Source organism: Shimia sp. R9_1 (assembly GCF_017743775.1).
GTDB lineage: Bacteria > Pseudomonadota > Alphaproteobacteria > Rhodobacterales > Rhodobacteraceae > Shimia.
Map to the genome: position 1 here is coordinate 130,540 of NZ_JAGHRN010000005.1, position 26,595 is coordinate 157,134.

Consider the following 26,595-nt stretch of genomic DNA (forward strand, 5'->3'; position numbering starts at 1 on the left):
ACAGATGGCTTGCGGCAATGGACGATCAGAACAAGAACCTCATCCTCGCGACGGCGCTCAGCTTTGGCGTCATCCTGATCTGGTTCACCCTGTTTCCCCCACCAGAAGCGGTGGAGGATCCCAACGCCCCGGCGATCACCGCAGAAAGCACTGATGCCGCCACGCCGTCTACGGCCCCTGCCCTGAGCAGCGCTGGCACCGACACGGCGTCTGCCGCTGCCACGGGTGCCGAGCCAACGGCCGCTGCAGATGCGCCCCGTCTGGACATTGCAACCGACCGCGTGACCGGCTCGATCTCCCTGCTGGGCGGCCGCATCGACGATCTGAAACTCAATGATTACCGCGTGACACAGGACGCCGATTCCGAAATCGTGACCCTGCTGTCTCCCAACGGTGAGCCAAACGCCTACTACGCGCTCTACGGCTGGGCCCCCGGCGCCGGTCTGAACCTTGATCAGGTTCCCGGTTCCAACACCCTCTGGTCTGTTGAGAGCGGCGACATCCTGAGCGAAGACGCGCCCGTGACCCTGTCCTGGGACAACGGCGCAGGCCTCACCTTCCGCCGCACCATTTCCGTGGACGACAACTACATGTTCTCCGTGGACCAGTCGGTTGAGAACACCGGCGCAGGTTCCGTATCCCTCGCGCCATACGGTGTGCTGGCGCGCTACGGCCAGCCAGAAGATCTGAAGAACTTCTTCATCCTGCACGAAGGCATGGTCTCCATGGCCGACGGCGAGCTGGCTGAAATCGACTATGACGACATGACCGATTTCACCTTTGACCAACGCGAAGGCGCGCCTGCTGAGGTGACACAGGTTGAGGCCAACGGCTGGACCGGTTTCACCGACCACTACTGGATGGCCACCCTGATCCCGGCACCGGGCACAGGCTTCAAATCGGTCGCCAAATATGACGCAAACCGCGACATCTACCAGACCGAAGCCGTGATGCGCACGCTCACTGTGGCCGAGGGCGAGACCGCCACCACCTCCAGCCAGCTCTTTGCTGGTGCCAAGGAATGGGCGACCATCCGCGCCTATCAGAACGAGGGCGGCGTTCAGGGCTTCGTTGAATCCATCGACTGGGGCTGGTTTGCCTTCCTGACCAAGCCAATCTTTGCCCTGCTGCACTGGCTGAACGTTCAGATCGGCAACATGGGCTGGGCGATCATCGGCCTGACCGTGATCCTGAAAATCATCGTCTTCCCGCTGGCCTATAAATCTTATGCCTCCATGGCGAAGATGAAAGAACTCCAGCCGCAGATGGAAAAGCTGAAAGAAGCGGCCGGTGACGACCGTCAGAAAATGCAGCAATCCATGATGGAGCTTTACAAGAAAGAAAAGGTCAACCCAGCGGCCGGCTGTCTGCCGATCCTGATCCAGATCCCGATCTTCTTCTCGCTCTACAAAGTGATCTTCGTGACGCTTGAGCTGCGCCACGCCCCATGGCTTGGCTGGATCACCGACCTGTCCGCGCCGGATCCAAGCTCGATCTTCAACCTGTTCGGCCTGTTGCCCTTCGGCATTCCTGAACTGGGCTTCTTTGAGATCTTCAGCCTCGGCATTCTGCCAATCCTGCTGGGTATCTCCATGTGGCTGCAGCAAAAGCTGAACCCGGCGCCCACCGATCCGACCCAGCAAATGATCTTTGCCTGGATGCCATGGGTCTTCATGTTCATGCTCGGCAGCTTTGCCTCCGGCCTCGTGGTCTACTGGATCACCAACAACGTGATCACCTTCGTGCAGCAGTACGCCATCATGCGTCAGCACGGCTACAAACCGGACGTATTTGGCAACATCAAAGCCAGCTTTAAGAAAAAACCAAAAGAGGACGCCAAGTGATGGGCACAGTTGCCGCACTTTGGAGACACCCAATCAAGGCCCACGGACGCGAGTCCGTGGGTCACATTTCTTTGGTCGAAGGCCAGACCTTCCCCTGGGATCGCCGCTGGGCCGTGGCCCATGAGGCTGCCAAGACCGAAGGTGGCGAATGGGCCTCCTGCCGTAATTTCTCCCGTGCCGCCGGGGCCCCTGCCCTGATGGCCATCACCGCCAAGGTGGATGAGGACAGCGGCAAAATCACCCTGAACCACCCTGATCTGTGGGAACTCACCATCGATCCCGCCACCCAAGGCGACAAGCTGATCGATTGGGTGCGCCCGATCATGCCCAAAGACCGCGCCGCCAGTGCCAAACTGGTGCCCGCAGGCGAGGTTGGCATGACCGACAGCAACTTCCCCTCCATCGCAATCCACGCCACCGCCAGCCACCGCGCGGTCGAGGAGCTCTTGGGCCAATCGCTCTCCACAGAGCGCTGGCGCGGCAATATCTGGCTGGACGGGTTTGAAGCGTTTTCCGAGTTTGACTGGATCGGAAAGACCCTGCGCATCGGCACCGCCGAAATCGAAGTGCGCGAGCGCATCACCCGCTGCCTTGCCACCACATCCAACCCCGATACCGGCGTACGCGATGCCGATACGCTGGGCGCACTGAAGGGGGCCTATGGCCATCAGGACTTCGGCGTTTACGGTGTCGTAACCAAATCCGGCGACATTTCCGTCGGCGACACAGCGGAGCTTCTCTGATGCAACTGCCCTTCCCATTTGTCGAAGACCCGGAACCGATCGCGCTGGAGCGCGGCCGCAAGCTCTTCAATGGTGCCAACTCCGACTTTCTCAAAGGTGTGGTTGCCATGGATGGCCTGCCCGCCGGTGACCGTGTCGAGGTCTGCTTTGCGGGCCGCTCCAACGTGGGCAAATCCAGCCTGATCAACGCGCTGACCGGGCGTACCCGTCTGGCACGTGCCTCCAACACGCCGGGCCGCACGCAGGAAATCAACTTCTTCACCCTGACCGACAGCCACTATCTTGTGGACCTTCCGGGCTATGGCTACGCCAACGCGCCGCTACCGGTGGTCGAGAAATGGCAGCGCCTGCTGAAGCAATATCTCTCTGGCCGCGCCAACCTGCGCCGCGCCTTTGTGCTGATCGACAGCCGCCATGGCGTGAAAGACGTGGACGAAGAGATCATGTCTCTTCTGGACAGCTCCGCCGTGACCTTTCAGGTGGTGATGACCAAAGCCGACAAGGTGAAAGAGAAAGATCGCGAAAAGATCTTCAAACAGGTGCGCGAGAAACTCGCCAAACACCCGGCCGCCTATCCTGAGATGGTGCTGACCAGCTCTGAGAAGGGCGACGGCATCGGCACCCTACGCGCCATCATCGCAGGGCTTGCATAAATTGCAGCGGCTGTTGCCCCTGATCCTGCTGTTGGCCATCGGCCTGACAGCTGTCATCCCCAAAGGGTGGATGCCAAAGGTGATGGACGACGGCCACATCCTGCTCGTGCTCTGTACCGCAGATGAAATGGTGGAGATGCTCGTCGATGAAAACGGCGAGCCCGTGCCATTGCACGAACGCACCGGCGAAGAGCGCAGCCCCTGCGCCTTCTCCGCTGTGCCTGATGTCGCCATTGTGGCAGACGGCCCGCACCCTTTGCTGCTGGAGGGCACGCGCACCGCGCTCTGGCAACATCAGGGCTTCACCCACGAAAGCGCAGGCTTTCACCGCCGCTATGACGCGCGCGCCCCCCCTTCCCTCTCCTGACACCCCTTCAAAACCTAGCTTTATCCAAACCGCCCCGATTGCACGGGCTGCGGTCTGTCAGGAGATATCTTCATGGCTCAGAACAGCCAATTCAGCGGCGAAGCCGCCACCAACACCCTGTCCCAGAAACTCTATTTCGCCGCATGGCGCTGGCATTTTTATGCGGGTCTCTATGTGATCCCCTTCCTGATGATGCTTGCCATCACCGGAATGATGATGATGTTCATCACCCAGTTTGACGGGCGCGACGGGGAGAAAATCGCCGTCACGCCACAAGCCACCGCCCTCTCGATCTCAGAACAGGCAGGGGCCGCCACCAACGCTGTGCCCGGCACCGTGGTGGAATACATCGGCCCCAAAAGCGATAGCCTCGCCGCTGTCTTCCGCGTCAAAACAGACAGCAACCAGCAACTCGTCGCCGTTGATCCCTACACCGGCACCGTTCTGGAAAGCTGGGACCGCCGCACCGGCTGGTATGACTTTGCCGACAATGTGCACGGCTCTCTGCTGCTGGGTGACACAGGTGATCGCCTGATTGAGATCGCGGCAGGCCTCGGCCTCGTTCTGGTGCTCACCGGGCTTTACATCTGGTGGCCCCGTGGCAACTCCGTCTCCGTTCTGGTGCCAAACCTCGCCGCCCGTGGTCGCGCGCTTTGGAAAAGCCTGCACGCGGTTGTCGGCTTCTGGATCTCGGCCCTCATGGTGATCTTCCTGATCTCCGGTCTGGCATGGGCCGGCATCTGGGGCGGCAAATTTGTTCAGGCTTGGTCGACCTTCCCGGCTGAAAAATGGAACAACGTGCCTCTGTCAGACAGCACCCACGCCGCCATGGGCCACGGCAACCAGAACGACGTGCCATGGGCGCTTGAACAAACGCAAATGCCTGCCTCCGGCTCCGATGTGGGCGTCACCGGCACACCTGAGGGCGCGGCGGTTGACATCAACAGCCTCGTGGCTTTGGGCCGCGCGCTGGGCCTTGAGGGCCGCTTCCGCGTCGCTTACCCGGGGGATGAAACAGGCGTCTGGACCATCAACCGTGACAGCATGAGCAGCGACAGCACCGACCCAATGGGCGATGTGACCGTGCATGTGGATCAATACACCGGCAAAATCCTCGCCGAGGTGCGCTTTGCCGACTATTCCGTCGCTGGCAAATCCATGGCGGTCAGCATTCCCTTCCACATGGGCCTCATGGGGCTTTGGAACCTGATCCTGAACACCCTGTTCTGCCTTGCGGTGATCTTCCTCTGTGTTTCCGGCGTGATCATGTGGGTGAAACGCCGCCCGGGCAAAGCCCTGCGTCTCGCCGCCCCGCCAGCACCGCGTGAAATGCCGCTCTGGAAAGGCGCGCTCCTGATCGCAGCCGTGGTCTCCATCGCCTTCCCGCTTGTTGGCCTCACCCTGCTGGCCGTGCTCGCCTTTGACGTTATAGTGCTCTCAAACGTACCAGCGCTCAAACGCGCATTCTCTTAAATCACGTGAGCCCCCGCCGGCATCACGCAGGCGGGGGCCATAACTTGACCAATCCAGATTTCGCCACCGGCGTCGGCATCGCAGGCTGCGGCCGCATGGGCGCTCCGATGCTCGCCGCGCTCCGTGCCGCAGGGTTTGACGCCAAAGGCTTTGATGTGCGCCCGCCCTCAGACTTCGGCGCGCTTGCACCGCATATCCTGCCCCTCCCCGATTTCGCGACCCGGCTCACCACGCTGATCACCGTGGTGCGTGACGTCGCTCAGACCGACGATGTGCTCTTTGGCGCGCAAAATCTGATCGCAACCGCGCCCAATCTTTCCACCGTCATCATCTCCTCCACCCTGTCGCCACGCTACGTCCGTGCGCTGCGCGACAGGATCTCACCGCACATCACCCTGATCGACGCCCCCATGTCCGGCGCCGCCGTTGCCGCCGAAGAGGCCCGTCTGTCCTTCATGCTTGGCGGCGAGCCACAGGACATCGCCACGCATCAGCCTCTGTTTGAGGCCATGGGCGCGCATTTTCACCACATGGGAGGCTTTGGCGCGGGCATGCAGGCCAAAGTGCTCAACAACCTGCTCGCCGCCTCCAACACTGCCATGACCCGCCTTGTGCTCGATTGGGCCGATCAGAGCGGTCTGGAAGAGCGCGCGCTTCTGGATCTCATCCACACCTCCTCCGGGCAAAACTGGCTCGCCTCAGGATTTGAGGAGATCGAATTTGCCCGCGATGGCTGGGAAGTGGACAACACAATCGGCATCCTCACCAAAAACGTGGCCTCTGCGCTGGACGCCGCGCCCGAAGGGGCCGACACCGCGTTGCCTGATCTCATCAAAACCCAGATCCGCGCGCTCAAACCACGCGCATAAGCCCACGCGCCAAGCTTTCCCAAACCCGCGCCCATCACAAAGGCATCTCTCTAAAAAGTGCCTTGCAAGAGGCGCGCTCAACCGTTGCCAAACGCCCCATTTTGCTGCATGACAACGACATGACACTTCATGCACGCGCGCTCTCCGTTCATCTCTTCACTGCTACCGGGGCGGTTTTCGCAATGCTGGCGATGCTCGCCGCAGCTGATAGCAAATGGAGCCTCATGTTCCTCTGGCTCGTGGTGGCCTTCATCGTGGACGGCATCGACGGCCCGCTCGCGCGCCACTACGACGTGAAGAAAAACGCGGCTGAGTTTGACGGCGTGCTGCTCGATCTGATCATCGACTATCTGACCTATGTGTTCATCCCCGCCTTCGCGCTCTTCAAATCAGGGCTGATGGACGGCTGGACCGGTTGGTTTGCGATCATCGTGATCACCTTCACTTCGGCGCTCTATTTCGCCGACACCCGCATGAAAACCAAAGACAATTCCTTCTCGGGTTTCCCCGGATGCTGGAACATGCTTGTGATTGTCATCTTCGCGGTGGAACCCAACTTCTGGGTCAGCCTCGCGCTTGTGACCGTTCTGGCGGTGGCGATGTTCCTGCCGATCAAGTTCATCCACCCGGTGCGCACCGAGCGCTGGCGCTGGCTGTCTCTGCCCACAGCACTTGCATGGACCTTCTTTGCAGGCTGGGCCGCATGGGTCGATTTCCACCCCGAAAGCTGGGCGCATTGGGGCCTGGTGGCCACCTCGGTCTATCTTCTCGGCGCAGGTGCTGCGCAGCAAATCCTCTACCGCGAACGCCTCTGAGCCGCACCGCCCTAGGGCCGTCAGATCAGCAAGCCACCCGCGCGCTCATGTTTGAGCAGCCAGACTTTGGTCTCCACACCGCCGCGCCCTGAAAACCCGCCAAGCCCATTCGCTCCCAGCACGCGGTGGCAGGGGATTATCACCGGAATCGGATTTCCGCCACAGCCCTGGCCGATCGCCTGCGCAGGCACGCCGATCTCTTTGGCCAGATCACCATAGGTGCGGGTCTCTCCCAATGGGATCGCCAGCATGGCATCACAGACTTTCTGCTGAAACTCCGACGCTTCCACCCGCAAGGGCAGATCAAATCCCCGCGCGGGATCAGCAAAATAAGCCACCAACTGCGCCGCCGCCTCTCGCAGTAAGGGCGTGTCGTCCGCGCCCCCCTGCCCCCATTCCGCACGGGTGATGGCCCCGTCCTCTTCGGTCAAGGTCATAAGGCCAGTCGGGGTTTCAACGGTGGTTTGCAACATGGGCGCACGATGCCGCCTCCCCCGCCCAGAATCAAGGCCGCAGGCCGCCGGGCCAGCGCCCGCCCCCATGGGCGGGCGCTTGGTTGCCCAAGCACATAATGGAAACCGAGAACGTGTTTGGCAGAGATAAAGCACGATCCGGCGGACGACGACGCCCACCCACGGTCGGTCGCTGACCCTCAACAAAAAAGGGCGCCCAAACCGGACGCCCTCCTCAATCTCTTTGGCGAAAGCCTCAGCCCAGCGCGTCGTTACAACGGCCACAAACACCGTCATGGCTGTGCTTGCCAACGTCAGGCAGGATCTTCCAGCAGCGCTGACATTTCTCGCCATCAGCCTTCTCAAAGACCACGCCAACACCCTCAACTTCCGGCAGGCGGAAGGCCTCTGCCGGGCTTGGGTCGTTGTTCACGTCGATGGTGGAGGTGATGCAGACGTCAGCAAAGTTCACCGTCTTAAGCGCCTCAACCACTTCAGCGTCACGCACGTGCACCACCGGAGCCGCCTCAAGCGACGCACCGATCACCTTGTCGGTCCGCTGCACCTCAAGCGCGGCAGTGACAACACGGCGCACTTCACGCACCTTGGCCCATTTCGCAGCCAGCGGCTCATTGAGCCAATCCGCAGGCGTTTCCGGGAAGTCGATCAGATGCACAGAGCTGTCGTCCCCCGGGAAGCGCTCCAGCCAGACCTCTTCCATGGTGAACACCAGCACCGGCGCGAGCCATGTGGTCAGGCGGTGGAACAGGATATCGAGCACCGTGCGCGCCGCGCGACGGTTCAGCGTGTCCCCATCACAATACAGCGCATCCTTGCGGATATCGAAGTAGAAGGCCGACAGCTCCACAGTGGCAAAGTTGAAGACCGCAGAGACAACCCCTTGGAAGTTGAATTCCGCATAGCCCTTGCGCACCTGATGATCGAGCTCCGCCAGACGATGCAGCACCCAGCGCTCCAGCTCCGGCATATCCGCCACATCCACACGATCCGCCTCGGTGAACCCGCTGAGGGAGCCCAGCATAAAGCGCATGGTGTTGCGCAGACGGCGATAGCTGTCCGCCACACCTTTCAGGATCTCATCCCCGATCCGCTGATCCGCGGTGTAGTCGGTCTGTGCCACCCAAAGGCGCAGGATATCCGCGCCGTACTGCTGCACAACTTTCTCAGGCACAATGGTGTTGCCCAGAGATTTGGACATCTTGTTGCCCTTGGCATCCAGCGTAAAGCCGTGGGTCACCACATTTCGGTAAGGCGCACGGCCCAGCGTGGCCGAGGCCTGCAGCAGCGAGCTGTGGAACCAACCACGGTGCTGGTCGGTGCCTTCCATGTAGACGTCAGCAATGCCGTCCTCGGTGCCGTCCTCACGGTCGCGCAGCACAAAGGCGTGGGTGGAGCCTGAGTCAAACCACACGTCGAGCACGTCAAACACCTGCTCCCACTCATCCGCGTTATAGCCGTCACCAAGGAAGCGCTCTTTCGCGCCTTCCACATACCAGCAATCCGCGCCTTCTTCTTCAAAGGCCGCCTTGATGCGCGCGTTCACCTCAGGATCGCGCAACAGGAAGCCCTCATCGGTGGGCAGCGCGCCTTTCTTCACAAAGCAGGTGAGCGGCACACCCCAGGCGCGCTGACGCGACAGCACCCAATCCGGGCGGTCTTGGATCATGGAATAAAGACGGTTGCGGCCCTTCTGCGGGGTCCATTTCACCAGCTCATCGATGGAACGCAGCGCGCGTTCGCGGATGCTGTCGCCCATCTCGCCTTTGCCGTCATCCAGCTTGCGATCCACGCTTGCAAACCACTGCGGCGTGTTGCGGTAGATGATCGGCGCTTTGGAGCGCCAGCTGTGCGGATAGCTGTGCTTGATCTTGCCGCGCGCCAGCAGGCCGCCCACTTCGACCAACTTGTCGATGATGGTTTTGTTGGCATCACCCTCACCGCCTTTGCGGTTCAGGATGTATTTGCCACCAAAGAACGGCAGATCCGCACGGAAGCCACCGTCGTCCATGACGTTATAGGTCAGAACGCTCTCCAGCATGCCGAGATCACGGTAGAGCTCAAATTCCTCCATACCGTGGCTTGGCGCGCAGTGCACAAAGCCGGTGCCTTCGGTGTCGGTCACAAACTCGGCTGCACGGAAATCACGCAGGTCATCCCATTCGCCGTTCGCGCCGTCCGCACCATGCAGCGGGTGGGCAAGCCCCACACCTTCCAGATCGCTCACAGGCACGTCACCGACACGTTTCCACATGTCTGCATCCAGACGCGCGCGGGTCATCACGTCACCGGCCAGATTATCCGCCAGCACAAAACGGTCACCCACCTTGGCCCAGCTTTCTTCCGGCGTTCCGGTCACTTCATAGAGGCCATAGGCAATGTCTTTGCCAAACACGACCGCCTTGTTGGAGGGGATCGTCCAGGGCGTGGTGGTCCAGATCACCACATAAGCGCCCGCCAGCTTGTGATCAGCCGGCTCAGCCACTTTGAACTTCACCCAGATCGTGAAGCTTTCCTTGTCGTGATACTCAACTTCCGCTTCCGCCAGCGCGGTTTTCTCGACCGGAGACCACATCACAGGCTTGCTGCCCTGATAGAGCGTGCCGTTCATGAGGAACTTCATGAACTCATCGGCAATCACCGCCTCGGCATGGTAATCCATGGTGATGTAAGGGTTTGGCCAGTTGCCGGTGATGCCCAGACGTTTGAACTCCTCGCGCTGGATGTCGATCCAGCCCTCGGCAAACTTGCGGCATTCCTGACGGAACTCGACAATATCCACCGCGTCTTTGTCTTTGCCCTTCTTGCGATACTGCTCCTCGATCTTCCACTCGATCGGCAGACCGTGACAGTCCCAGCCCGGCACATAGCGCGCATCATGGCCCATCATTTGATGGGAGCGCACGATCATATCCTTGATGGTCTTGTTCAGCGCGTGACCGATGTGCAAATGGCCATTCGCATAGGGCGGGCCGTCATGCAGCGTGAAGGGCGTGCGCCCCTCTTTCTCGCGCAGGCGGTCATACACACCCAGCTTTTCCCAACGCTCCAGCCACGCAGGCTCACGCTTGGGCAGCCCCGCGCGCATCGGGAAATCGGTTTTCGGAAGGTTCAGCGTATCTTTGTACTCTGGGGTCTCTTTGACGGTATCGGCACACATGTGTCCGGTCCTTTTCAGGCGGTCTTATTTGGAAGGATGTAGAGCGGCGCGGCAGTCCATACGCCTTGTCCCGGCGGCTCGTTCTTGGATCAGAGCGCCGGGCTGATAATTCGAATAATAATTGCGAATATCTGCGTCATGAGCGCCTTATAGGCGGCTCAGCCCATGGGGTAAAGCAATGATCGCCCCCTCAGCACGCCCAAGACCATATAAGAAAGGGAGCTGCGGCAATCGCAACTCCCTCACATGCTGTCAAACGGGCTGGCTGGGTCCGGGTTGGTCTGGCGGCGTGGCTGGCAAAAGCTGGCTGCGTGGCGTGACCTGAGGGGACCTAAAAGAGCCTCATCTGGCGCGCTGGTCTGATCAGAAAACCGTCAGACACAAAGTCGACGACTTAGGCCGCCTGACCTTCAAAGCTGCCGCACCAGTCGTTGCTTTTCACAACCGGCCATTGCGCCGCGCCTTTCATCTCCTCTTCGGTGAGGAAGGTCGGCGCGTTGAAGCGGCACAGACCCGCGGTATCGGCTTTCGCAGCTTCAGAAACAGCAGCCCCGTCAAAGAACGCACATACGTTGCAAGCTTTATCAGTCATCGGTCTTTCCTTTTGCTTTTCAGAACCCAAACTGGCTGGCGACGGGCTGGCTGTGGTTGTTCTGCTGGCTATCGAGACTCACCACGAGCCCCACATCAATTCGTGCTCCAGTGGTATCCTTAAAAACCCGCAACCTCAAGATTATTTTTGTTTACTTTCAGTTACTTGACAGATTTGCTCAACAACCAAACCCGAGTGTTTCACTTCCCAACCCCAAGTAAAACACATATGTCACACCCGCAAAGCACCCTGCGCGCTTGTGTGCGCAGCAGCACCTCTGTAGGCACGTCCAAAAGGACACCAAGACATGGCCACATTGCCTCCAAAATTTGACGTGACACGCGAAGAGATCTCCCGCGTGGTGGCCGCGTTTTACGAAATGGTGCGCCAGCACCCGGGTCTCGGGCCGGTCTTTGCCGTACATGTGGAGGATTGGCCCGCCCATGAGGCCAAGGTGGCCGATTTCTGGGCCAATGCGATACTGTATGAGCGCTCTTATGACGGCAATCCGCTCAAGGTCCACCGCGAGGCGGGCAATGTGCGCCCCGGCATGTTTGACGCCTGGCTTGCGCTTTTTGAGATGACGCTGAAGCGCGAACTCTCCGAGGACCAAGCCGCCGCCTGGTCTGCTCTGGCGCATAAAATCGGCCGTTCCCTGCGCGCCGGCGTGGTCGAGCAGATCAAAGGCCCCGGCGGCGTCCCAATCCTGCGCTGATCCCCCCCGCTTAAACACGGCCTCACCACCGCTTCCTCTTGCCTTAAATATCCCCGCCGGAGGCTCCCCAAAGCCGCCACAAGCGCAGCGGCCGGTTGTGACACCCTGCCCCCTCAGCTCTCTTTGTTGAACAGCCCGGTCAAGGCCCGCTTCACCAGCCCTGCCACCGAAGGCCTGCGCCCCGCACCAAAGGGCAACGGACGGCACACTTCCATCGCCGCAACACCCACGCGTGCGGTCAGCGCGCCATTCACGATGCCCTCGCCAAACCGGCGGCTGAGCTTGGCCAACGCGCCGCCGCCTGCAACCGTGCCAATCAGGTCTTCGCCTGCAGCCACGGCCCCCGTGGCCACCAGATGTGTCATCACCGCGCGAAACAGCCGCCAGCTGCCCAGCGTGCCCGACCGCCCGCCATAAATCTCCGCAATCCGCCGGATCATGCGCACATTTGACGTCAGCGCCGCCACGACATCCGCCAGCGCCAGCGGCACCAACGCTGTCACCGCCGCCACCTGCCGCGCTGCCGCCTCCACCTCGCGCTGCGCCGCCATATCCAGCGGCGCCATCAGCTCCGCCTCCGCCAAAGTGATCAGCGCATCTGCGTCCAGCACCTCTTCGCGCTGTTTGCTCAGACCATCCCGCCCCCAGGCCAGATCCTCCCGCCCGCGGTAAAACCGCAGCAAATCATCCACAACGCCCCGCGCCTGCGTCAGATCATGGGCCCGCACCGCCGCATCCACCCGCGCCTTCAGCCCGTCCACGCGCCGCAGCCGCGCCAGCCCTGCCAGCTCTTTCAAAATGATCAGCACAGCCACCACCAAAGCCGCCGCGCCGATTGCCGTCACAGCCCAGCCTAAGAGCGGAAACCGCACCACCAGTCCGGTCACAAAATCCCAAGCCGCCACCGAAAGCGCCGCCCCGAGAAACGCCGCCACCAAGGCCCAAAACAGCCGCGCCAACCGCGAAGGCTTCCCCGCGCCCAGCTTGGCCGCCACCTGCATCGCCTGCCCGCTTGGCGTCTCCACCATCAAATCCGGCACCGGCGCCGCCTCCGCCACCTTGGGCGCAGGACTGTCTTCCAGATCGATCAAAATCGGGCCTTTGCTCATGACATGTCTCTCCGCTCTTGCCGCCAGACATACCGGATGTCCGGCATCCGTTCCGCATTGCCCGCGCCATCCGTGCGCTCTTTCGCACAAAACCCGGCGGCCTCGTAAAACCTCTGCGCCGCGAGGTTTTCCTGAAAACACCACAGCTGCAGCTCTGCCACTCCCTCTTGCGCACGTGCCAACAACCCAGTGCCCAGCCCACGCCACCGCGCCTCCGGTCGCAGATAAAGCGCGGTGATCCAGCCATTTTTGCTGGCCAAAAACCCCTGAACCTGCCCATCAGCCTCAGCCACCCAGCACTCCTCTGCCTCAACCAAATGCGCGCAGAACGCTTGGGTGTCGGCCAAGCTGTGCAGCACCGGCATCCACGGCGTGTCTTCAATCCAGCCTTGCAGGATCGCGCCCATCACAGGCCCATCAGATGCTTGAGCACAGCGCAGGACCGCCGTCACAACACATCTCCCAGCAAAAACTGTGCCGCGCGGTCGATCCGGATATGGGGCGGGCCTTCGCCGGGGCGCAACGTATTGGCCGCAGGCGCAAAGCGCATGATCTGATAATCCTGATCCAACCAGCCGTCCGCCCCCACCTTGGCCGCGTTCAGCAACACATTGGGATCCTCCGGCAACTGGCCGGGATAAAACGCCGCCTGCCGCCCATCTGCCAGCAGACGCCCGCGCACACAATCAAGCGCCGCGCCATCGTGGCTGACGGTCTCCTCCACCGTAGCCCGCAAGGAAGCCAGCGAAAGCGCCTCGGTCTCAGCACCCGCAAATTGCGCGCGATCCGCCGCCTCCCGTGTCAGCGCCTGCATGATCGAGGTCAACTGCGGGTGCTGGCTGTGATGCAGATGATCCGCCTTGGTAGCGGCAAAGAGGATCTTCTCCACCCGCCGTCCCCCCAGCAGCCGCGTGAGCCAGGCCGTGCGTCCGGGGCGAAACGCGGTGAGCGTGTCCGCCAACCCGCCGCGCAGATCCTCCAGCGCCCGCGGCCCCGCGTGGATCGCGCCCAGCGCATCCACCAGCACCACCTGCCGGTCGATGCGGGCAAAATGATCGCGGAAAAACGGCTTCACCACTTGCGCCTTATAGGCCTCAAAGCGTTTCTCAAACGCCCGCCACAGGCTGCTCTTGGCCGCGTTTTGCACGGGCGCTAGCGGCGCAAAGGTCAACACCGGCGATCCCGCCAGATCACCGGGCAGCAAGAATCGCCCCGGGGTGCAATCGGAATAGCCGCCCGCGCGCGCCGCCTGCAGATACTCCGCAAAAGCCGCCGCCAAATCCTGCGCCTTGGGTTCATCCAGATCATCCGCCCCGTCCATGGCGCGCATCAGCCCCAGAAACTCGGCCGCTTCATCCCGCGCTGCGATCCGCCCCAGAACCTCCGCACTCCACTGCGCGAAGCTCTTCTCCATCAGCCCCAGATCCAGCAGCCATTCGCCCGGGTAATCCACAATATCCAGATGCACGGTGCGCGCGCCCTGCAGCCCGGCCAGAAGGCCATTGGGCCGGACCCGCAATGACACCCGCAATTCGCTGATCGCGCGGGTGCTCTCCGGCCATTGGGGCGCGGCCCCCGTCATCATCGCCAGATGCCGCTCATAATCAAAGCGCGGCACCAGCTGATCCGGCTGCGGCTGCAAAAACGCCGCCTCAATGCGCCCTTCTGCGGCGGCGGCCAGCTGAGGCATGCGCCCGCGATCCAGCAGATTGGCCACCAGCGAGGTGATGAACACCGTCTTGCCCGAACGGGCAAGCCCGGTCACCCCCAGCCGCACCACAGGCTCAAACACACCGCTGACCCCATCGGCCACCGCCTCAACCTGGCGCGCGATCCCATCTGTTATTGTGCTTATGACCAATGGCTTGGGCCCTCTGCCTGTTTGCCTCAACCTATGCGGCGGCCCCCTGTATTTCCAGTGGTGAGAATGACTTCAAATTTCCCCCCAAGTGCGGTAACCGGACGCCCATGCCCAGATATGCTCTCCAAGTCGAATACCACGGCGCCCCTTTCGCAGGCTGGCAGCGCCAGGCCGATCAGCCCTCTGTTCAGGGGGCCATCGAGGCCGCTTTGGCCAAGCTTGAGCCGCGCGAACACACCATTGCCGCTGCAGGCCGCACCGATGCGGGCGTGCATGGTCTGGCGCAGGTCGCCCATTGTGACATGGAAAAAGACTGGGATCCCTTCCGCCTGTCTGAGGCCCTGAACTTCCAGCTCAAGCCCGACCCTGTGGCCATCGTCAACGCCGCTCGCGTGGACGATGACTGGCACGCCCGGTTTTCCGCCACCGAACGGCGCTATCTCTTCCGCATTCTCATGCGCCGCGCCCCCGCCACCCACGAAACGGGTCTTGTCTGGCAGGTCAAACATGATCTCGACGTCACCGCCATGCAGGCGGGCGCAGACCGTCTGCTTGGCAACCATGATTTCACCACCTTCCGCAGCTCTATCTGTCAGGCGGCGAGCCCGCAGAAAACACTGGATGAACTGCGCGTGGAGCGCGTGGAGACCATCGGCGGGCCGGAAATCCATTTTCACGTGCGCGCGCGTTCCTTCCTGCACAATCAGGTGCGCAGCTTTGTCGGCACGCTGGAGCGCGTCGGCGCAGGCGCGTGGACACCGGATGATGTGACCGCCGCGCTGGAAGCCCGCGACCGCGCCGCCTGCGGCCCGGTGTGTCCGCCACAGGGTCTCTATTTGGCTGGGGTCACCTATCCGGATGCCCCCTTTCCCTGATCTTGCAAACCGGCCTCAGCCCGCTTGTGATCAGCAAAACAAGGCAGAATCGAGAGCTTACCAAGGGTAAACCCTTGACCTTCTCGCCCAAATCCATGCTATTTGCCCGTCACAGGAAACTCTTGAGGCCCCACATGTTCAAGCCAGCCATCACCGGCACCGGTGTCTTCACGCCAGATCAAGTCATCACCAACGACGAGCTGGTCGAAAGCTTCAATGCTTACGCCGACAAGATGAACGCCCAGAACGCCGCCGCCATCGAAGCCGGCGAGATGGAGCCCATGCAGCATTCCTCCAGTGAATTCATCTACAAGGCCTCCGGCATCAAACAGCGCCACGTGCTCGACAAAGAAGGTGTGTTGAACCCCGATGTGATGCACCCGCTGCTGCGCCAGCGTAGCGATGACGAACCCGGCGTGATGACCGAGATGGCCCTTGATGCCTGCACCAAAGCGCTCGCGCAGGCGCAGGCAGACGCTTCCGAGATTGATCTGGTGATCTGTGCGGCCTCCAATATGGAGCGTGCTTATCCGGCCATCGCAATTGAGATCCAGAACGCGCTTGGCGCGGGCGGCTTTGCCTTTGACATGAACGTGGCCTGCTCTTCTGCGACCTTCGGCCTGCAGGCCGCGGCCGACATGGTGCGCTCCGGCTCCGTGCGCAAAGCCATCGTTGTGAACCCGGAGATCTGTACCGGCCACCTGGAATGGCGCGACCGCGATTGCCACTTCATCTTTGGCGACGTGGCCACCGCCACCGTGATCGAACGCGCCGAAGACGCCAAAGGCGACTACTTCGAAATCATCTCGACCCGCTGCGCCACCGAGTTCTCCAACAACATCCGCAACAACAACGGCTTCCTGCGCCGCTCCCGCCCCGATGGGGTGGTCGACCGCCGCGACATGCAGTTCATGCAGAACGGCCGCAAAGTGTTCAAAGAGGTGGTGCCAATGGTCTCCGCCCACATGCTCTCCCACCTCGAAGCAGAAGGCGTGTCCCCAGACAATCTGCGCCGCCTCTGGCTGCACCAGGCCAACAAGTCGATGAACGACTTTATCGGCAAGAAGGTTCTGGGCCGCACACCGGAAGACGGCGAGCAGCCCAACATCCTGCAGGACTACGCCAACACCTCCTCTGCGGGCTCCATCATCGCCTTCTCCAAATACTCTGACGATCTGGAAGCCGGTGACTACGGGGTGATTTGCTCCTTCGGCGCGGGCTATTCAGTTGGATCCGTGCTCGTCAAGCGTCATTAACAAACTGTGATTCGAAGTGTGCGGTATACTGCCGCACGCTGACTGTCAGAAATGATAGGCTATCTCGAGAAAACTATCACAATTGACAGCTCTCTTTACTGTGACCACCCAGTCTCCCCTACCAGACTCACGTAAGGTAATGCGCTAGCATGGTCTACGGAGGGAGCTGTTGTTTCGCCGCGGTGCTACCCCAGGCATCCTGAGACAAGAGGTTCGAGAGGTGATAGTTTACTGATCCCCTTCTACTCTGCGCTGTCCCGTGCGGAGTCTTGTATGCACACCCGTGCACATATTTTCCCTGTATGTCTTTTCATGACGTGTAGGTGCCCCGGTTCTCCGGGGCACCTTTTTCTTTGGGCTCCAAAAAACACCAGAACCCGAAAATAATCATTATAATTCAAATGCTAACGATATCTCACAAGATGCTTGCCGCCCGGCGGATCATCCATCTCAACCAGAATGCCCGCTTCCTCATTGTGCATCCGGTTCAGCGGATCTTTCACCAGCCCGGCGCTCATCGCCAGCGCTGCAAGGTCCGCTCGATTGGACAGCCCGGTCTTGCTGAGGATGTTTTTCATCCGTTGCCGCACCGCAGAAACAGAGATCTCAAGCTTCTCGGCAATCACCTTGTCCTGAAGCCCGGCCCCGATCATTTCCAGAAGTTCGCGCTGTTTGTCCGAAATTTGGTTCCGCTCGGTAAATTCTGCCGCAAAATGAGCAAGATACCGCTGATGACCCATCATTGCGACAGTATTTAGGACCCATCCATGGGTCTGAATGATGTGTCGCATCTCTCTTTTGGAGTGGTCCCCGCAAAAGGTGATCAGCGCGGCTTGCGGCGGCGCATTCAGCCGCAGAGGAATAGAGAACCCAGCGCGCAAACCCCGCTCAGCCGCCTCCTTGAGCACCTTGTAGCGCTGCTCCGGGATGTGGTGAAATTCATCCGCAAACTCCAACCCCACCGCAATCGGCGTCAGGCAATTGATCGCATGGGTACGGAAATAGCTCCACTTGGAGGTCTCTGGATCGTTGTTGTGGGTGTTCAGCCAGGTGCTGTCATAAGAGGTACGGATAAACAGCGTCCGCTTCCAGTTGGAGAAGTTGTTGGCGCAGATGAAATCAATATATGGCAGGTTCAGGGTCTGCCCCACCTCGACAATCAGCGCCCAGACCTCCGCCGAAGTCCGCGTGGCTTCCAGATCCGCCAGAAACCCGTGCAACAGTTCCGGTGTGTGACGCTCTGCCGCCAGAAGCGGCCGACGCCCGGACGCATCGATCATCGGTCAGACGGATTCCTCTTCCAAATGCAGCTTCATATCCACTAGAACCTGCTGCAGCGCGACGGTTTCGCGCAACAGACGTTTGGCCTCGGTGACGGTGATCACCCCATCCTCGATGGATTGGTTGTATTCCGCCATCAGCAGAGCAAACCGCTGGCTGAGCGCGATCACATCGGAGTTGACGCCCCCCTTGCTGTTCGGATTGCGGCGGCTGTCATGGTTGAGCGAATTGCCCCGCAGCTCCGCAAGTGCTGCGGTCACATGCGGATAAGACGCCGCCTCTTCCAGCGCGGCCACCGCATCAATCGGCATAAACCGGTCCGCGTGCTCTTCATGCCCGGAATAGTAGCGCCCCAGCGTTGCTTTGGACTTGCCCGTCAGCTCGCAGGCAGCCTCAATCCCGACGTCTTTCACCAAGGCCTCGGAATGCTTCTTCAGATAACTGTCCACAACGCTCATATATTCGTTCCAACCCATTGAATGATCTGCCGCATTTCATCTCACACCCCCACGTGAGGGGAAAGGCAGATTTCTTTTCCCATTTTCGAATTAACCCTATTTTTGTCATTTGAGAAAGACCGGAAGCGTTTCCTCCGGCAATGTCAGTGTCCGGTGGGTGCAGCCGGATCATAGGAGGGCGGTGGAGATCTGCGTGGAGATCCGCCGTTGGCCAACAGGCCGCGCATCCCGAGATCAACATCCCCAATGGTTCAACCAGTCTGACCCCGGGGTGCGCTCCGCCCGCCAAACAATCCTCTCTCAGCCGCCGACCCGGCGCAGCGATCGGCCACTGTGCATCGCCATCAGAGTTTTTCGCGCAGCCCTCCCCCCACGGTCTTGCACCCATGGCCCGTTGCGTCTTATCACCCGCCCATGGCCAAGCTGTATTTCCAATATTCGACCATGAACGCCGGCAAATCGACTGTGCTTTTGCAGGCCTCTCACAACTACCGTGAGCGCGGGATGCAGACTTATCTGCTCACCGCCAAGCTCGACCACCGCGCAGGGGCGGGACGCATCGCCTCCCGCATCGGCATTTCCGAGCCTGCAGACACCTTTGATCCAAGCTCTGATCTCTTTGCCAAGATCAAGGCCCGTATCGACGAGGGAAAAATCGCCTGTGTCTTCATTGATGAGGCGCAGTTCCTGAGCGAGGAACAAGTCTGGCAACTGGCCCGCACCGTGGATGATCTGAAGGTGCCGGTCATGTGCTACGGCCTGCGCGTCGATTTTCAGGGCCAGCTGTTCCCCGGCTCCGCCGCGCTTCTGGCACTTGCTGATGAGATGCGCGAAGTGCGCACCATCTGCCATTGCGGCAAGAAAGCCACCATGGTTGTGCGTCAGGACGAGACCGGCAATGTCCTGCGCGAAGGCGCTCAGGTGCAGATCGGCGGCAATGAAAGCTATGTGTCCCTCTGCCGCCGCCACTGGCGCGAGGCCATGGGCGACATGCCCAAGGAACGCAGGGCGGCGGAATAAACCCACCGCCCGCGCCTCAGATTATCAGGCCTGCAAAAGGCTTTAGACGAGATTTGGCGGCGTTTGCCCTTGGGCAAAGGCGATCAGGTTCTCCACCGCCATCAGCCCCATCTGCGTGCGCACTTCCAGCGCCGCTGTGCCCAGATGCGGCAACAAGGTGACGTTGTCGCGCTTGCGCAGAGCTTCCGGCACCTTGGGTTCAAACTCATAGACATCCAAACCCGCCCCGCCGATTTCCTCCGCCTCCAAAGCGGCGATCAAAGCGGCCTCATGTACCACTTCCCCGCGGGAAATATTGATGAAATGGGCGTGGCTTTGCATCGCGGCAAAGACCTCCGCATCAAACAGATGATGGGTGTCCGCCCCACCGGGCACCGCCGCCACCAGCACATCCACCTGCGCCGCCAGATCGGTGATCGAGGTCACGCGCTCCGCCGGAAAGGCCAGCTCTTTTTCAGAGCGGTTCCAGTATTTCACCGGCATGCCAAAGCCAAAGTGGCAGCGCGCAGCAATCGCCTGACCAATGCGGCCCATGCCCGCGATGCCGACGGTCTTGCCGGTCAGATGCATGCCCAGCATTTGGGTCGGATGCCAGCCGCGCCAGTGGCCTGCGCGCACCAGACGTTCGCCCTCACCGGCGCGCCGTGCGCTCATCAGGATCAAGGTCATCGCCACATCTGCCGTGGCATCGGTCACAGCACCCGGCGTGTTGGTCACGGTTATGCCCGCCATCTTGGCGGCCTTGGTGTCGATATGATTGAAGCCCACGCCAAAATTCGCCAGCATCTTGCAGCGCGGCGCCGCCACATCGGCAAACACCTTGCGGTCAAAGGCATCGCCCAGTGTTGGCAGCACCAGATCAAAGTTGCGCAGGGCATCGCGCAGCTCATCCCCCTCCATCGGCAGGTTGTTGAGCCGCACCGTCACCGAAAACTGCGCCCGCGCCGCCGCGAGCACCTCATCTGGCAGCGGCCGTGTGATCAAAAGCGATTTCAATGCATCCGCCCCCCGTTTGGCACCGGCCCGTCCGGGCCGATCAGCGTGATCTCTCCCGCCTCATCGGGCAGCCCCAGCACCAGAATTTCCGACATGAATTTACCGATCTGGCGCGGTGGAAAATTCACCACCGCCATCACCTGTTTGCCAATCAACCCTGCGGGATTGTAATGCGCGGTGATCTGCGCCGAGCTTTTGCGCACGCCCAGCTCATCGCCAAAATCCACCCAGAGCTTGATCGCAGGTTTGCGCGCCTCCGGATAATCTTCCGCCCGCACCACCGTGCCCACGCGAATATCGACCTTCAGAAAATCGTCAAAACTGATCTCAGCCATTGGCCAGCTCCCGGCTCCGCTCCGCCGCAGCGCCCACGGTTTTGATCATCAGAGGCGGCAGGCCTTCTGCGGTGTCCATCAGAACCTCCAGCCCGGCCTGCGTGGTGCCATTGGGGCTGGTCACATTGATGCGCAGCTGTTCGGGGCTTTCCTCAGCACTCTCCGCCAGCGCGCCTGCACCGGCCACCGTGGCTTTGGCCAGCGCCATGGACAGCTCAGGCGACAAACCCTGCGCCTCTCCTGCCGCCGCCATGGTCTCGATCATGTGAAACACATAGGCCGGGCCTGAGCCGCTCAGCCCGGTGACCGCATCCATCTGGCTTTCACGCTCAAGACGCACCACCTGCCCAACTGCGGAAAGCAGCGCCTCAGAGGCGACCAACCCGGCCTCTCCCGCAGGCCCATTGGCCACGATTGCCGTGATGCCCTTGCCGACCGCCGCGGGCGTGTTGGGCATGGCGCGCACAATCGGTGTGTTGTTGCCAAGAATGTCTTCATAGGTGCCGATGGAAATGCCCGCCGCAACCGAGACAAACAGCGTCTCGCCATTGCCCATGGCCGCCAAAACCGGCAACGCATCCGCCATCATCTGGGGCTTCACCGCGATCAGCACCACCGCGGGCGCTGCTGGCAGCTCTGCATTCACATGGACACCGCTCTGCTGCACCCAATCGCTGGGAAAGGGATCCTGCACCCAGACCGAGCCCGCAGGCAGCCCATCCGCCAGCCAGCCCTGCAACATCGCAGAGCCCATCTTGCCGCAGCCCAAAAGCACAAGCCCGCGCTCGGCCACCAAAGTCATGTCCATGAAAGCCCCCTTATCCTGTTGGGGGCAAGTGTTACGCCCGCCCGTAGGCCTCTGCAATGGCAACTTGCATTGCATCTTTCACAGTTCGCTCACCCCAGACCACAAGCTGAAACGCCGGGTAAAACCGCTCTGCGTTCTGCACCGCGTTGCGGATCATCGTGTCGATCTGATCAGGGCTCGCCACCTGTCCGCCCGTCAGCACCAGACCATAGCGATAAATCATCAGCTGCTGGCGCTCCCAATAGGTGAAGGCACCGGACCAGCACTCATCATTCACCGCATTCAGCGTCTCATAAAGCTGCGGCAGCTTCTCTTGTGGCGGCTGCGCCTCATAGGAACAGACCAGCCGCAGGGTCTCGTCATAAGCAGACCAAGCCAGCGTGATGGAATAGGTCTTCCACTGTCCTTCGACCGCCATGGCGATCTGATCATCTGCGATCCGCTCAAAATTCCAGTCCCGCACCTCTGCGATATGCTCAACGATATCAATAGGGTGCAGGTCTTCTTCCAGAAACTGCTCTGATAATGCCATGGCGCCACCTCGTTTTGCTATCGCGTGGGGATTGGCAGCTCCCCTAACGCTTGGTGCCTGCTCTAGGACCTGTGGAAAACTCCACCGCCCTTACAACATATGGTGAGGTGCCCTTTACGATGTGTAAAGCAAAATATCTGTGGATAACGCAATAAGTTGTGGATTAAAGTGAAGTATGCACAAGTCTCCACCGCCCGGTGAGAGACCCAAGGAAGGGCTGTTCCCAATGCCCGGATTTTCACCAGATTCCAAGAGGATAGTGATGGGACAGCAGGAATTCCCCTTTGCGCAGGTCGAAGTCTTCACCGACAGCCCGAGTTTTGGCAACCCGCTGGCCGTTGTCGGCGACGCAGAGCCCCTCAGCGAGGCCCAAATGGGGCAACTCGCCAACTGGACAAACCTGAGTGAAACAAGCTTCCTGCTGCCGCCCCGCGATCCTGCGGCCGACTACCGCGTGCGGATTTTCACCCCGGCGCAAGAGCTGCCTTTTGCCGGCCACCCGACACTCGGAAGCGCGCAGGTCTGGCTCAACCAAGGCGGCACACCCAAAGGCGGCGACATCCTGCAGGACTGCGGCGCAGGCCTGATCCGCATCCGCCGCGACGGCGAGAAGCTCTTCTTCATGGCCCCGCCCCTCACCCGCAGCGGCGCACTGGATGCAGCCACCCGCGCCCGCGCCATCAATGGCCTCGGCCTCTCAGGGACAGACATCGTGGAGTCCGCATGGGTCGACAATGGCCCCGGCTGGGCGGCGCTTCTGCTGCGCGACCGCGCCACGGCCATGGCCATCTCACCGGATTACGCGACGCTGAACGGCCTGCGCATCGGCGTCGTTGCCCCGGCAACGGAAACCGACTTTGAAGTACGCGGCTTCACCGCCCGCGGGCTGGAAGACCCGGTGACAGGCAGCCTGAACGCTGGCGTCGCCCAATGGCTCATCGGTGCAGGCCATGCCGCACCCAGCTACGTGGCCGCACAAGGCACCGCCTTTGGGCGCAAAGGCCGCGTGCATGTGCAAGGTAATGGCGGCGAGATCTGGGTGGGTGGCGCGGTGCAAAGCTGCATCACAGGCACAATTGCGCTGTAATCAAAAGAAAAAGGGCCGACCCATCAGCCAGCCCCACAGTCTTCAGCTCGGCAAAAGCCTGAGCCTTACTTGCCTTCCAGCGCCTCGATCCGGGCTTTCAGGGCTTCGTTTTCTTCACGGGCCTTCTGCGCCATGGCGCGCACCGCATCAAATTCCTCGCGGGTGACAAAATCACGATCCGCCAGCCAGCGGTCCATCAGCGATTTCATCGCGTTTTCCGCCTCATCCTTGGCGCCCTGAGCGACACCCATGGCGTTGGTCATCAACTGAGACATGTCGTCCATGAATTTGTTCCGGGTTTGCATCGCTCTCTCCGCATTGTGATCCTGACCCCTTATATGGGCGTCAACGCCCGCAGACACAAGGTTGACTTTGTCGCGCGCACCCGGCCATTTGGGCCGCAAACGGAGAGGCACATGAGCGGACAAATTCCCTTCCCCAATATCTCGCCAGAGATCTTCTCGATTTCCGCCTTTGGCATGGAATTTGCCCTGCGCTGGTATGCGCTGGCCTACATCGTCGGCATCCTGATCGGCTGGCGCATTGTGGTCGCCACCGTAAATCGCGCGTCGCTCTGGCCAAACGACACCGCCCCGATTGAAGCGCGTCAGGTCGAAGATCTGCTCAGCTGGGTCATTCTCGGCGTGATCCTTGGCGGCCGCCTTGGCTATGTGCTGTTTTACAAACCCGCCTTCTACCTCGCCAATCCGGGGGACATCATCCGCATCTGGGATGGCGGCATGGCCTTTCACGGCGGCATGCTGGGCGTGATCCTCGCAGGCTTCCTCTATTGCCGCAAATATGACCTGCGCCCGATGCAAGTCGGGGATGCCATGGCGCTTGGCGTGCCGGTCGGCCTGTTTCTGGGCCGGATTGCCAACTTCATCAACGCAGAGCTCTGGGGCCGCCCCACCGATCTGCCATGGGGCGTGATCTTCCCCGGTCAGGCCGCGCAGGATTGCGGCCAACTGGTGGCCTATTGCGCGCGCCACCCCTCCCAGCTTTATGAAGCTCTCATGGAAGGCGTGATACTTGGCAGCCTCATGTTGTGGCTCGCTTACCGTCGCGGCGCGCTCAAACGCCCCGGCACCCTCATCGGCACTTTCCTAGCCGGCTATGGCACCGCGCGTTTCCTTGTGGAATTTGTCCGCCAACCCGATGCGCAGTTCATTTCGCCAGGCAACCCGCTCGGCCTCGCGCTGCAGATGAACGGCTACGGCTTCACCATGGGGCAACTGCTCTCGCTACCCATGATCGCCCTTGGCCTCTACCTCATCCTGCGCGCACGCCCTGAACCCGCGCCCGCCACATGAGCACATTGACCCAGCACCTCCTCGCCCGGATTGAGGCCCACGGCCCCATGACCGTGGCGGACTATATGGGTGAGGCGCTGCTGCATCCCACCATGGGCTATTACACCACACGCGATCCTCTGGGCGCCGCCGGTGATTTCACCACCGCGCCGGAGATCAGCCAGATGTTTGGCGAACTCATTGGCCTCTCGCTGGCGCAGGCTTGGCTCGACCAAGGCGCCCCCGCCCCCTTCACATTGGCCGAACTTGGCCCCGGCCGCGGCACGCTTATGGCGGACATCCTGCGCGCCACCCGCGCAGTGCCGGGTTTTCACGCCGCCGCCCAGCTCCACCTTGTGGAAGCCTCCCCAACCCTGCGCGTCAAACAGCGCGACACCCTCGGCGATCAGGTCACATGGCACGACAGCCTCGACACTCTACCGGATCAGCCGCTCTATCTCATCGCCAATGAATTCTTTGATGCCCTCCCGATCCGCCAATACCAGCGCGGTTCGGAAGGCTGGCACGAGCGCCTGATTGCCATGCGCGACGGCGCGCTTGCCTTTGCCTTGGGGCCAGAGCTGCCGCAGCCGCATCTCACGCACCGCCTTGCCGACACCGAGCCAGACAATATCGTTGAAACCTGCCCACAGGCCACCGCCATCGCCGATCAGATCGGCACCCGCATCCGCGACGCAGGCGGCACGGCGCTCTTGATTGACTACGGCGACTGGCGTTCTCAGGGCGACACATTGCAGGCTCTGCAAGATCACGCCTTCATCGACCCGCTCACCGCGCCGGGCGCAAGCGACCTCACCGCCCATGTGGATTTTGAGGCCCTCGCACAGGCCGCCCCCTGCGCCCACAGCCGCCTCACCCCGCAAGGCGTGTTTCTGGAGCGCCTCGGCATCACCGCCCGCGCACAGACGCTGGCCGCAAACCTCAGCGGCGCGGCGCTTGCAAGCCACATCGCCGCACATCGCCGCTTGACGCACCCCGAGGAAATGGGAAACCTGTTCAAAGTCCTCGCGCTCTTCCCCGAAGGCGGCACACCCCCAGCAGGATGCACCACATGACACTTGAGATACTCACCTCGGACCTGCTTGCCCCCGTGCATCATGGCTTCTTCACCCGCCGCGGCGGCGCCTCTTCCGGCATCTTCGAAGGCCTCAACTGCGGCATGGGCAGCTCCGATCAGTCCGAGATTGTTGCGATCAACCGCCAGCGTGTGGCCGATGCGATGGAGGTCGACATCGCCCACCTCGCCTCCGTGCATCAGGTGCATTCCGCCGATGTCCACACCGCCACCGGCCCCCTCACCGGCGAGCGCCCGCGCACCGATGCGATTGTCACCAACCAACCGGGCCTCGCGCTCTCGATCCTCACCGCAGATTGCCAGCCGGTCCTGTTCTCGGATCCTGAGGCCGGTGTGATCGGGGCTGCCCACGCAGGCTGGCGCGGCGCATTGGACGGCATTCTCGAAGCCACCATAGCGGCCATGGAAGCCCTCGGCGCCTCCCGCGCCAACATCCGCGCCGTGATCGGCCCCTGCATCAGCCAAAGCGCTTATGAGGTTGGCCCTGAGTTTCTGGACAACTTCCTTGCCGAAGACCCCGACAACAGCCGCTTCTTTGCCAATGGCGAAGGCGACCGCATGCTGTTTGACCTGCCCGCCTACGGGCTGCACCGCCTGCGCCGCGCCGGTGTCGGAGAGGCCGAGTGGATCCGTCACTGCACCTATGCCGATGCAGACAGATTTTACTCCTACCGGCGCACCACCCACGCCAATGAAGCAGACTACGGCCGCCTGATTTCTTGCATCCGCCTCTAAACACGGCCTGTGAAAGGCCTTTGATTTAAAGGCCTTCACCAATACCGCCAAATTGTCACCGCATTTTCCTAAAATCTGACCAATCCTGCCCCATCTCTGCCTCAATTCGACACGAGACTGATCTCAAGTTGGAAACAATCGGCCCGACAGAGG

Annotated in this window: 28 protein-coding genes; 15 read left to right on the forward strand and 13 right to left on the reverse strand. The window is 61.2% G+C overall.

What is annotated here, in order from left to right; genetic code table 11:
* Positions 1–17 precede the first annotated feature (17 nt).
* The 7 genes from yidC (at position 18) to J7399_RS16055 (ending at position 6,764) form a co-directional block, all read left to right on the forward strand.
* The gene (gene yidC, locus J7399_RS16025; RefSeq protein WP_209087510.1) at positions 18–1,844 is read left to right on the forward strand and encodes a membrane protein insertase YidC; all 1,827 of its coding nucleotides are present in this window, start codon (positions 18–20) and stop codon (positions 1,842–1,844) included.
* Complete coding sequence (locus J7399_RS16030) at positions 1,844–2,587, forward strand: MOSC N-terminal beta barrel domain-containing protein (protein ID WP_209087512.1); 744 nt, start codon at positions 1,844–1,846, stop codon at positions 2,585–2,587. Before yidC ends, J7399_RS16030 begins: the two co-directional genes overlap by 1 nt.
* Positions 2,587–3,240 (forward strand): ribosome biogenesis GTP-binding protein YihA/YsxC, encoded by a 654-nt coding sequence (yihA, locus tag J7399_RS16035; RefSeq protein ID WP_209064463.1) that lies wholly within the window; start codon positions 2,587–2,589, stop codon positions 3,238–3,240. The genes J7399_RS16030 and yihA overlap by 1 nt, the downstream gene beginning before the upstream one ends.
* Before the next feature lie 13 nt (positions 3,241–3,253).
* Entirely contained in the window at positions 3,254–3,607 is a 354-nt protein-coding gene (locus J7399_RS16040; protein WP_209087514.1) for a DUF2946 domain-containing protein, read from the forward strand.
* Positions 3,608–3,679: 72 nt separating this feature from the next.
* Positions 3,680–5,080 carry a PepSY domain-containing protein gene (locus J7399_RS16045; RefSeq protein WP_209087516.1) on the forward strand — a complete coding sequence of 467 codons (1,401 nt, stop codon included), beginning with the start codon at positions 3,680–3,682 and terminating at the stop codon, positions 5,078–5,080.
* Positions 5,081–5,124: 44 nt separating this feature from the next.
* On the forward strand, positions 5,125–5,949 hold the full coding sequence (locus J7399_RS16050) for an NAD(P)-binding domain-containing protein (protein WP_247742933.1): 825 nt from the start codon (positions 5,125–5,127) through the stop codon (positions 5,947–5,949).
* 119 nt (positions 5,950–6,068) lie between these two features.
* Complete coding sequence (locus tag J7399_RS16055) at positions 6,069–6,764, forward strand: CDP-alcohol phosphatidyltransferase family protein (RefSeq protein ID WP_209087518.1); 696 nt, start codon at positions 6,069–6,071, stop codon at positions 6,762–6,764.
* 20 nt (positions 6,765–6,784) lie between these two features.
* Here the strand turns inward: J7399_RS16055 and J7399_RS16060 are convergent, their stop codons facing one another.
* From J7399_RS16060 to J7399_RS16070, 3 genes are all read right to left on the reverse strand, one after another.
* A complete protein-coding gene (locus J7399_RS16060; protein ID WP_209087520.1) occupies positions 6,785–7,237 on the reverse strand; it encodes a methylated-DNA--[protein]-cysteine S-methyltransferase in 453 nt (150 codons plus the stop codon).
* A 235-nt stretch (positions 7,238–7,472) separates the two neighbouring features.
* The gene (gene ileS / locus J7399_RS16065; protein ID WP_209087522.1) at positions 7,473–10,394 is read right to left on the reverse strand and encodes an isoleucine--tRNA ligase; all 2,922 of its coding nucleotides are present in this window, start codon (positions 10,392–10,394) and stop codon (positions 7,473–7,475) included.
* A 394-nt stretch (positions 10,395–10,788) separates the two neighbouring features.
* Positions 10,789–10,986, reverse strand: coding sequence for a hypothetical protein (locus tag J7399_RS16070; RefSeq protein ID WP_209087524.1), 198 nt, complete (start codon positions 10,984–10,986; stop codon positions 10,789–10,791).
* A 307-nt stretch (positions 10,987–11,293) separates the two neighbouring features.
* Between J7399_RS16070 and J7399_RS16075 the strand changes: the two genes are divergently transcribed.
* On the forward strand, positions 11,294–11,701 hold the full coding sequence (locus J7399_RS16075) for a group III truncated hemoglobin (protein ID WP_209087526.1): 408 nt from the start codon (positions 11,294–11,296) through the stop codon (positions 11,699–11,701).
* 113 nt (positions 11,702–11,814) lie between these two features.
* On the opposite strand, the gene J7399_RS16080 is transcribed toward J7399_RS16075, so the two are convergent.
* From J7399_RS16080 to J7399_RS16090, 3 genes are read right to left on the reverse strand one after another with little or no spacing between them, the layout of a single operon-like run.
* Positions 11,815–12,810 carry a TIGR01620 family protein gene (locus tag J7399_RS16080; protein WP_209087528.1) on the reverse strand — a complete coding sequence of 332 codons (996 nt, stop codon included), beginning with the start codon at positions 12,808–12,810 and terminating at the stop codon, positions 11,815–11,817.
* Positions 12,807–13,262 carry a GNAT family N-acetyltransferase gene (locus tag J7399_RS16085; protein WP_209087530.1) on the reverse strand — a complete coding sequence of 152 codons (456 nt, stop codon included), beginning with the start codon at positions 13,260–13,262 and terminating at the stop codon, positions 12,807–12,809. The genes J7399_RS16080 and J7399_RS16085 overlap by 4 nt, the downstream gene beginning before the upstream one ends.
* A complete protein-coding gene (locus J7399_RS16090) occupies positions 13,259–14,671 on the reverse strand; it encodes a YcjX family protein (RefSeq protein WP_209087532.1) in 1,413 nt (470 codons plus the stop codon). Before J7399_RS16090 ends, J7399_RS16085 begins: the two co-directional genes overlap by 4 nt.
* A gap of 107 nt (positions 14,672–14,778) precedes the next feature.
* Between J7399_RS16090 and truA the strand changes: the two genes are divergently transcribed.
* Together truA and J7399_RS16100 are read left to right on the forward strand one after the other, a co-directional pair.
* Complete coding sequence (gene truA / locus J7399_RS16095) at positions 14,779–15,546, forward strand: tRNA pseudouridine(38-40) synthase TruA (RefSeq protein WP_209087534.1); 768 nt, start codon at positions 14,779–14,781, stop codon at positions 15,544–15,546.
* 134 nt (positions 15,547–15,680) lie between these two features.
* A complete protein-coding gene (locus J7399_RS16100; protein WP_209087536.1) occupies positions 15,681–16,802 on the forward strand; it encodes a beta-ketoacyl-ACP synthase III in 1,122 nt (373 codons plus the stop codon).
* 404 nt (positions 16,803–17,206) lie between these two features.
* Here J7399_RS16100 and J7399_RS16105 read toward each other — a convergent pair whose 3' ends face one another.
* Both J7399_RS16105 and J7399_RS16110 read right to left on the reverse strand, forming a co-directional pair.
* A complete protein-coding gene (locus tag J7399_RS16105) occupies positions 17,207–18,082 on the reverse strand; it encodes a LuxR C-terminal-related transcriptional regulator (RefSeq protein WP_209064437.1) in 876 nt (291 codons plus the stop codon).
* Positions 18,083–18,085: 3 nt separating this feature from the next.
* A complete protein-coding gene (locus tag J7399_RS16110) occupies positions 18,086–18,541 on the reverse strand; it encodes a hypothetical protein (RefSeq protein ID WP_209064435.1) in 456 nt (151 codons plus the stop codon).
* Between the two features lie 414 nt (positions 18,542–18,955).
* Here J7399_RS16110 and J7399_RS16115 point away from each other — a divergent pair, with 414 nt between their 5' ends.
* Entirely contained in the window at positions 18,956–19,561 is a 606-nt protein-coding gene (locus J7399_RS16115) for a thymidine kinase (protein WP_209087538.1), read from the forward strand.
* Between the two features lie 42 nt (positions 19,562–19,603).
* On the opposite strand, the gene J7399_RS16120 is transcribed toward J7399_RS16115, so the two are convergent.
* From J7399_RS16120 to J7399_RS16135, 4 genes are read right to left on the reverse strand one after another with little or no spacing between them, the layout of a single operon-like run.
* Positions 19,604–20,557: a D-glycerate dehydrogenase gene (locus J7399_RS16120; protein ID WP_209087540.1), complete on the reverse strand. Its 954-nt coding sequence runs from the start codon at positions 20,555–20,557 to the stop codon at positions 19,604–19,606.
* Positions 20,554–20,892 carry a tRNA-binding protein gene (locus J7399_RS16125; RefSeq protein ID WP_209079605.1) on the reverse strand — a complete coding sequence of 113 codons (339 nt, stop codon included), beginning with the start codon at positions 20,890–20,892 and terminating at the stop codon, positions 20,554–20,556. The genes J7399_RS16120 and J7399_RS16125 overlap by 4 nt, the downstream gene beginning before the upstream one ends.
* On the reverse strand, positions 20,885–21,700 hold the full coding sequence (proC, locus tag J7399_RS16130) for a pyrroline-5-carboxylate reductase (RefSeq protein WP_209087542.1): 816 nt from the start codon (positions 21,698–21,700) through the stop codon (positions 20,885–20,887). The genes J7399_RS16125 and proC overlap by 8 nt, the downstream gene beginning before the upstream one ends.
* A 31-nt stretch (positions 21,701–21,731) precedes the next feature.
* Positions 21,732–22,232, reverse strand: coding sequence for a YbjN domain-containing protein (locus J7399_RS16135; protein WP_209087544.1), 501 nt, complete (start codon positions 22,230–22,232; stop codon positions 21,732–21,734).
* 262 nt (positions 22,233–22,494) lie between these two features.
* On the opposite strand from J7399_RS16135, the gene J7399_RS16140 reads away from it, so the two are divergent.
* A complete protein-coding gene (locus tag J7399_RS16140) occupies positions 22,495–23,319 on the forward strand; it encodes a PhzF family phenazine biosynthesis protein (protein WP_209087546.1) in 825 nt (274 codons plus the stop codon).
* 65 nt (positions 23,320–23,384) lie between these two features.
* Here J7399_RS16140 and J7399_RS16145 read toward each other — a convergent pair whose 3' ends face one another.
* A complete protein-coding gene (locus J7399_RS16145) occupies positions 23,385–23,624 on the reverse strand; it encodes an accessory factor UbiK family protein (protein WP_058239539.1) in 240 nt (79 codons plus the stop codon).
* A 111-nt stretch (positions 23,625–23,735) separates the two neighbouring features.
* On the opposite strand from J7399_RS16145, the gene lgt reads away from it, so the two are divergent.
* The 3 genes from lgt to pgeF are packed head-to-tail and all read left to right on the forward strand — an operon-like array spanning position 23,736 to position 26,442.
* Complete coding sequence (gene lgt, locus J7399_RS16150; protein WP_209087548.1) at positions 23,736–24,632, forward strand: prolipoprotein diacylglyceryl transferase; 897 nt, start codon at positions 23,736–23,738, stop codon at positions 24,630–24,632.
* On the forward strand, positions 24,629–25,687 hold the full coding sequence (locus J7399_RS16155; RefSeq protein WP_209087550.1) for an SAM-dependent methyltransferase: 1,059 nt from the start codon (positions 24,629–24,631) through the stop codon (positions 25,685–25,687). Before lgt ends, J7399_RS16155 begins: the two co-directional genes overlap by 4 nt.
* Complete coding sequence (pgeF, locus tag J7399_RS16160; protein WP_209087553.1) at positions 25,684–26,442, forward strand: peptidoglycan editing factor PgeF; 759 nt, start codon at positions 25,684–25,686, stop codon at positions 26,440–26,442. The genes J7399_RS16155 and pgeF overlap by 4 nt, the downstream gene beginning before the upstream one ends.
* Positions 26,443–26,595 lie beyond the last annotated feature (153 nt).

Coding starts and splice junctions, on each gene's coding strand:
- yidC (WP_209087510.1), top strand. CDS start 18: ATGGACGATCAGAACAAGAACCTCATCCTCGCGACGGCGCTCAGCTTT.
- J7399_RS16030 (WP_209087512.1), top strand. CDS start 1,844: ATGGGCACAGTTGCCGCACTTTGGAGACACCCAATCAAGGCCCACGGA.
- yihA (WP_209064463.1), top strand. CDS start 2,587: ATGCAACTGCCCTTCCCATTTGTCGAAGACCCGGAACCGATCGCGCTG.
- J7399_RS16045 (WP_209087516.1), top strand. CDS start 3,680: ATGGCTCAGAACAGCCAATTCAGCGGCGAAGCCGCCACCAACACCCTG.
- J7399_RS16055 (WP_209087518.1), top strand. CDS start 6,069: ATGACACTTCATGCACGCGCGCTCTCCGTTCATCTCTTCACTGCTACC.
- J7399_RS16060 (WP_209087520.1), bottom strand. CDS start 7,237: ATGTTGCAAACCACCGTTGAAACCCCGACTGGCCTTATGACCTTGACC.
- ileS (WP_209087522.1), bottom strand. CDS start 10,394: ATGTGTGCCGATACCGTCAAAGAGACCCCAGAGTACAAAGATACGCTG.
- J7399_RS16070 (WP_209087524.1), bottom strand. CDS start 10,986: ATGACTGATAAAGCTTGCAACGTATGTGCGTTCTTTGACGGGGCTGCT.
- J7399_RS16075 (WP_209087526.1), top strand. CDS start 11,294: ATGGCCACATTGCCTCCAAAATTTGACGTGACACGCGAAGAGATCTCC.
- J7399_RS16080 (WP_209087528.1), bottom strand. CDS start 12,810: ATGAGCAAAGGCCCGATTTTGATCGATCTGGAAGACAGTCCTGCGCCC.
- truA (WP_209087534.1), top strand. CDS start 14,779: ATGCCCAGATATGCTCTCCAAGTCGAATACCACGGCGCCCCTTTCGCA.
- J7399_RS16100 (WP_209087536.1), top strand. CDS start 15,681: ATGTTCAAGCCAGCCATCACCGGCACCGGTGTCTTCACGCCAGATCAA.
- J7399_RS16105 (WP_209064437.1), bottom strand. CDS start 18,082: ATGATCGATGCGTCCGGGCGTCGGCCGCTTCTGGCGGCAGAGCGTCAC.
- J7399_RS16110 (WP_209064435.1), bottom strand. CDS start 18,541: ATGAGCGTTGTGGACAGTTATCTGAAGAAGCATTCCGAGGCCTTGGTG.
- J7399_RS16115 (WP_209087538.1), top strand. CDS start 18,956: ATGGCCAAGCTGTATTTCCAATATTCGACCATGAACGCCGGCAAATCG.
- J7399_RS16125 (WP_209079605.1), bottom strand. CDS start 20,892: ATGGCTGAGATCAGTTTTGACGATTTTCTGAAGGTCGATATTCGCGTG.
- proC (WP_209087542.1), bottom strand. CDS start 21,700: ATGGACATGACTTTGGTGGCCGAGCGCGGGCTTGTGCTTTTGGGCTGC.
- J7399_RS16135 (WP_209087544.1), bottom strand. CDS start 22,232: ATGGCATTATCAGAGCAGTTTCTGGAAGAAGACCTGCACCCTATTGAT.
- J7399_RS16140 (WP_209087546.1), top strand. CDS start 22,495: ATGGGACAGCAGGAATTCCCCTTTGCGCAGGTCGAAGTCTTCACCGAC.
- J7399_RS16145 (WP_058239539.1), bottom strand. CDS start 23,624: ATGCAAACCCGGAACAAATTCATGGACGACATGTCTCAGTTGATGACC.
- lgt (WP_209087548.1), top strand. CDS start 23,736: ATGAGCGGACAAATTCCCTTCCCCAATATCTCGCCAGAGATCTTCTCG.
- J7399_RS16155 (WP_209087550.1), top strand. CDS start 24,629: ATGAGCACATTGACCCAGCACCTCCTCGCCCGGATTGAGGCCCACGGC.
- pgeF (WP_209087553.1), top strand. CDS start 25,684: ATGACACTTGAGATACTCACCTCGGACCTGCTTGCCCCCGTGCATCAT.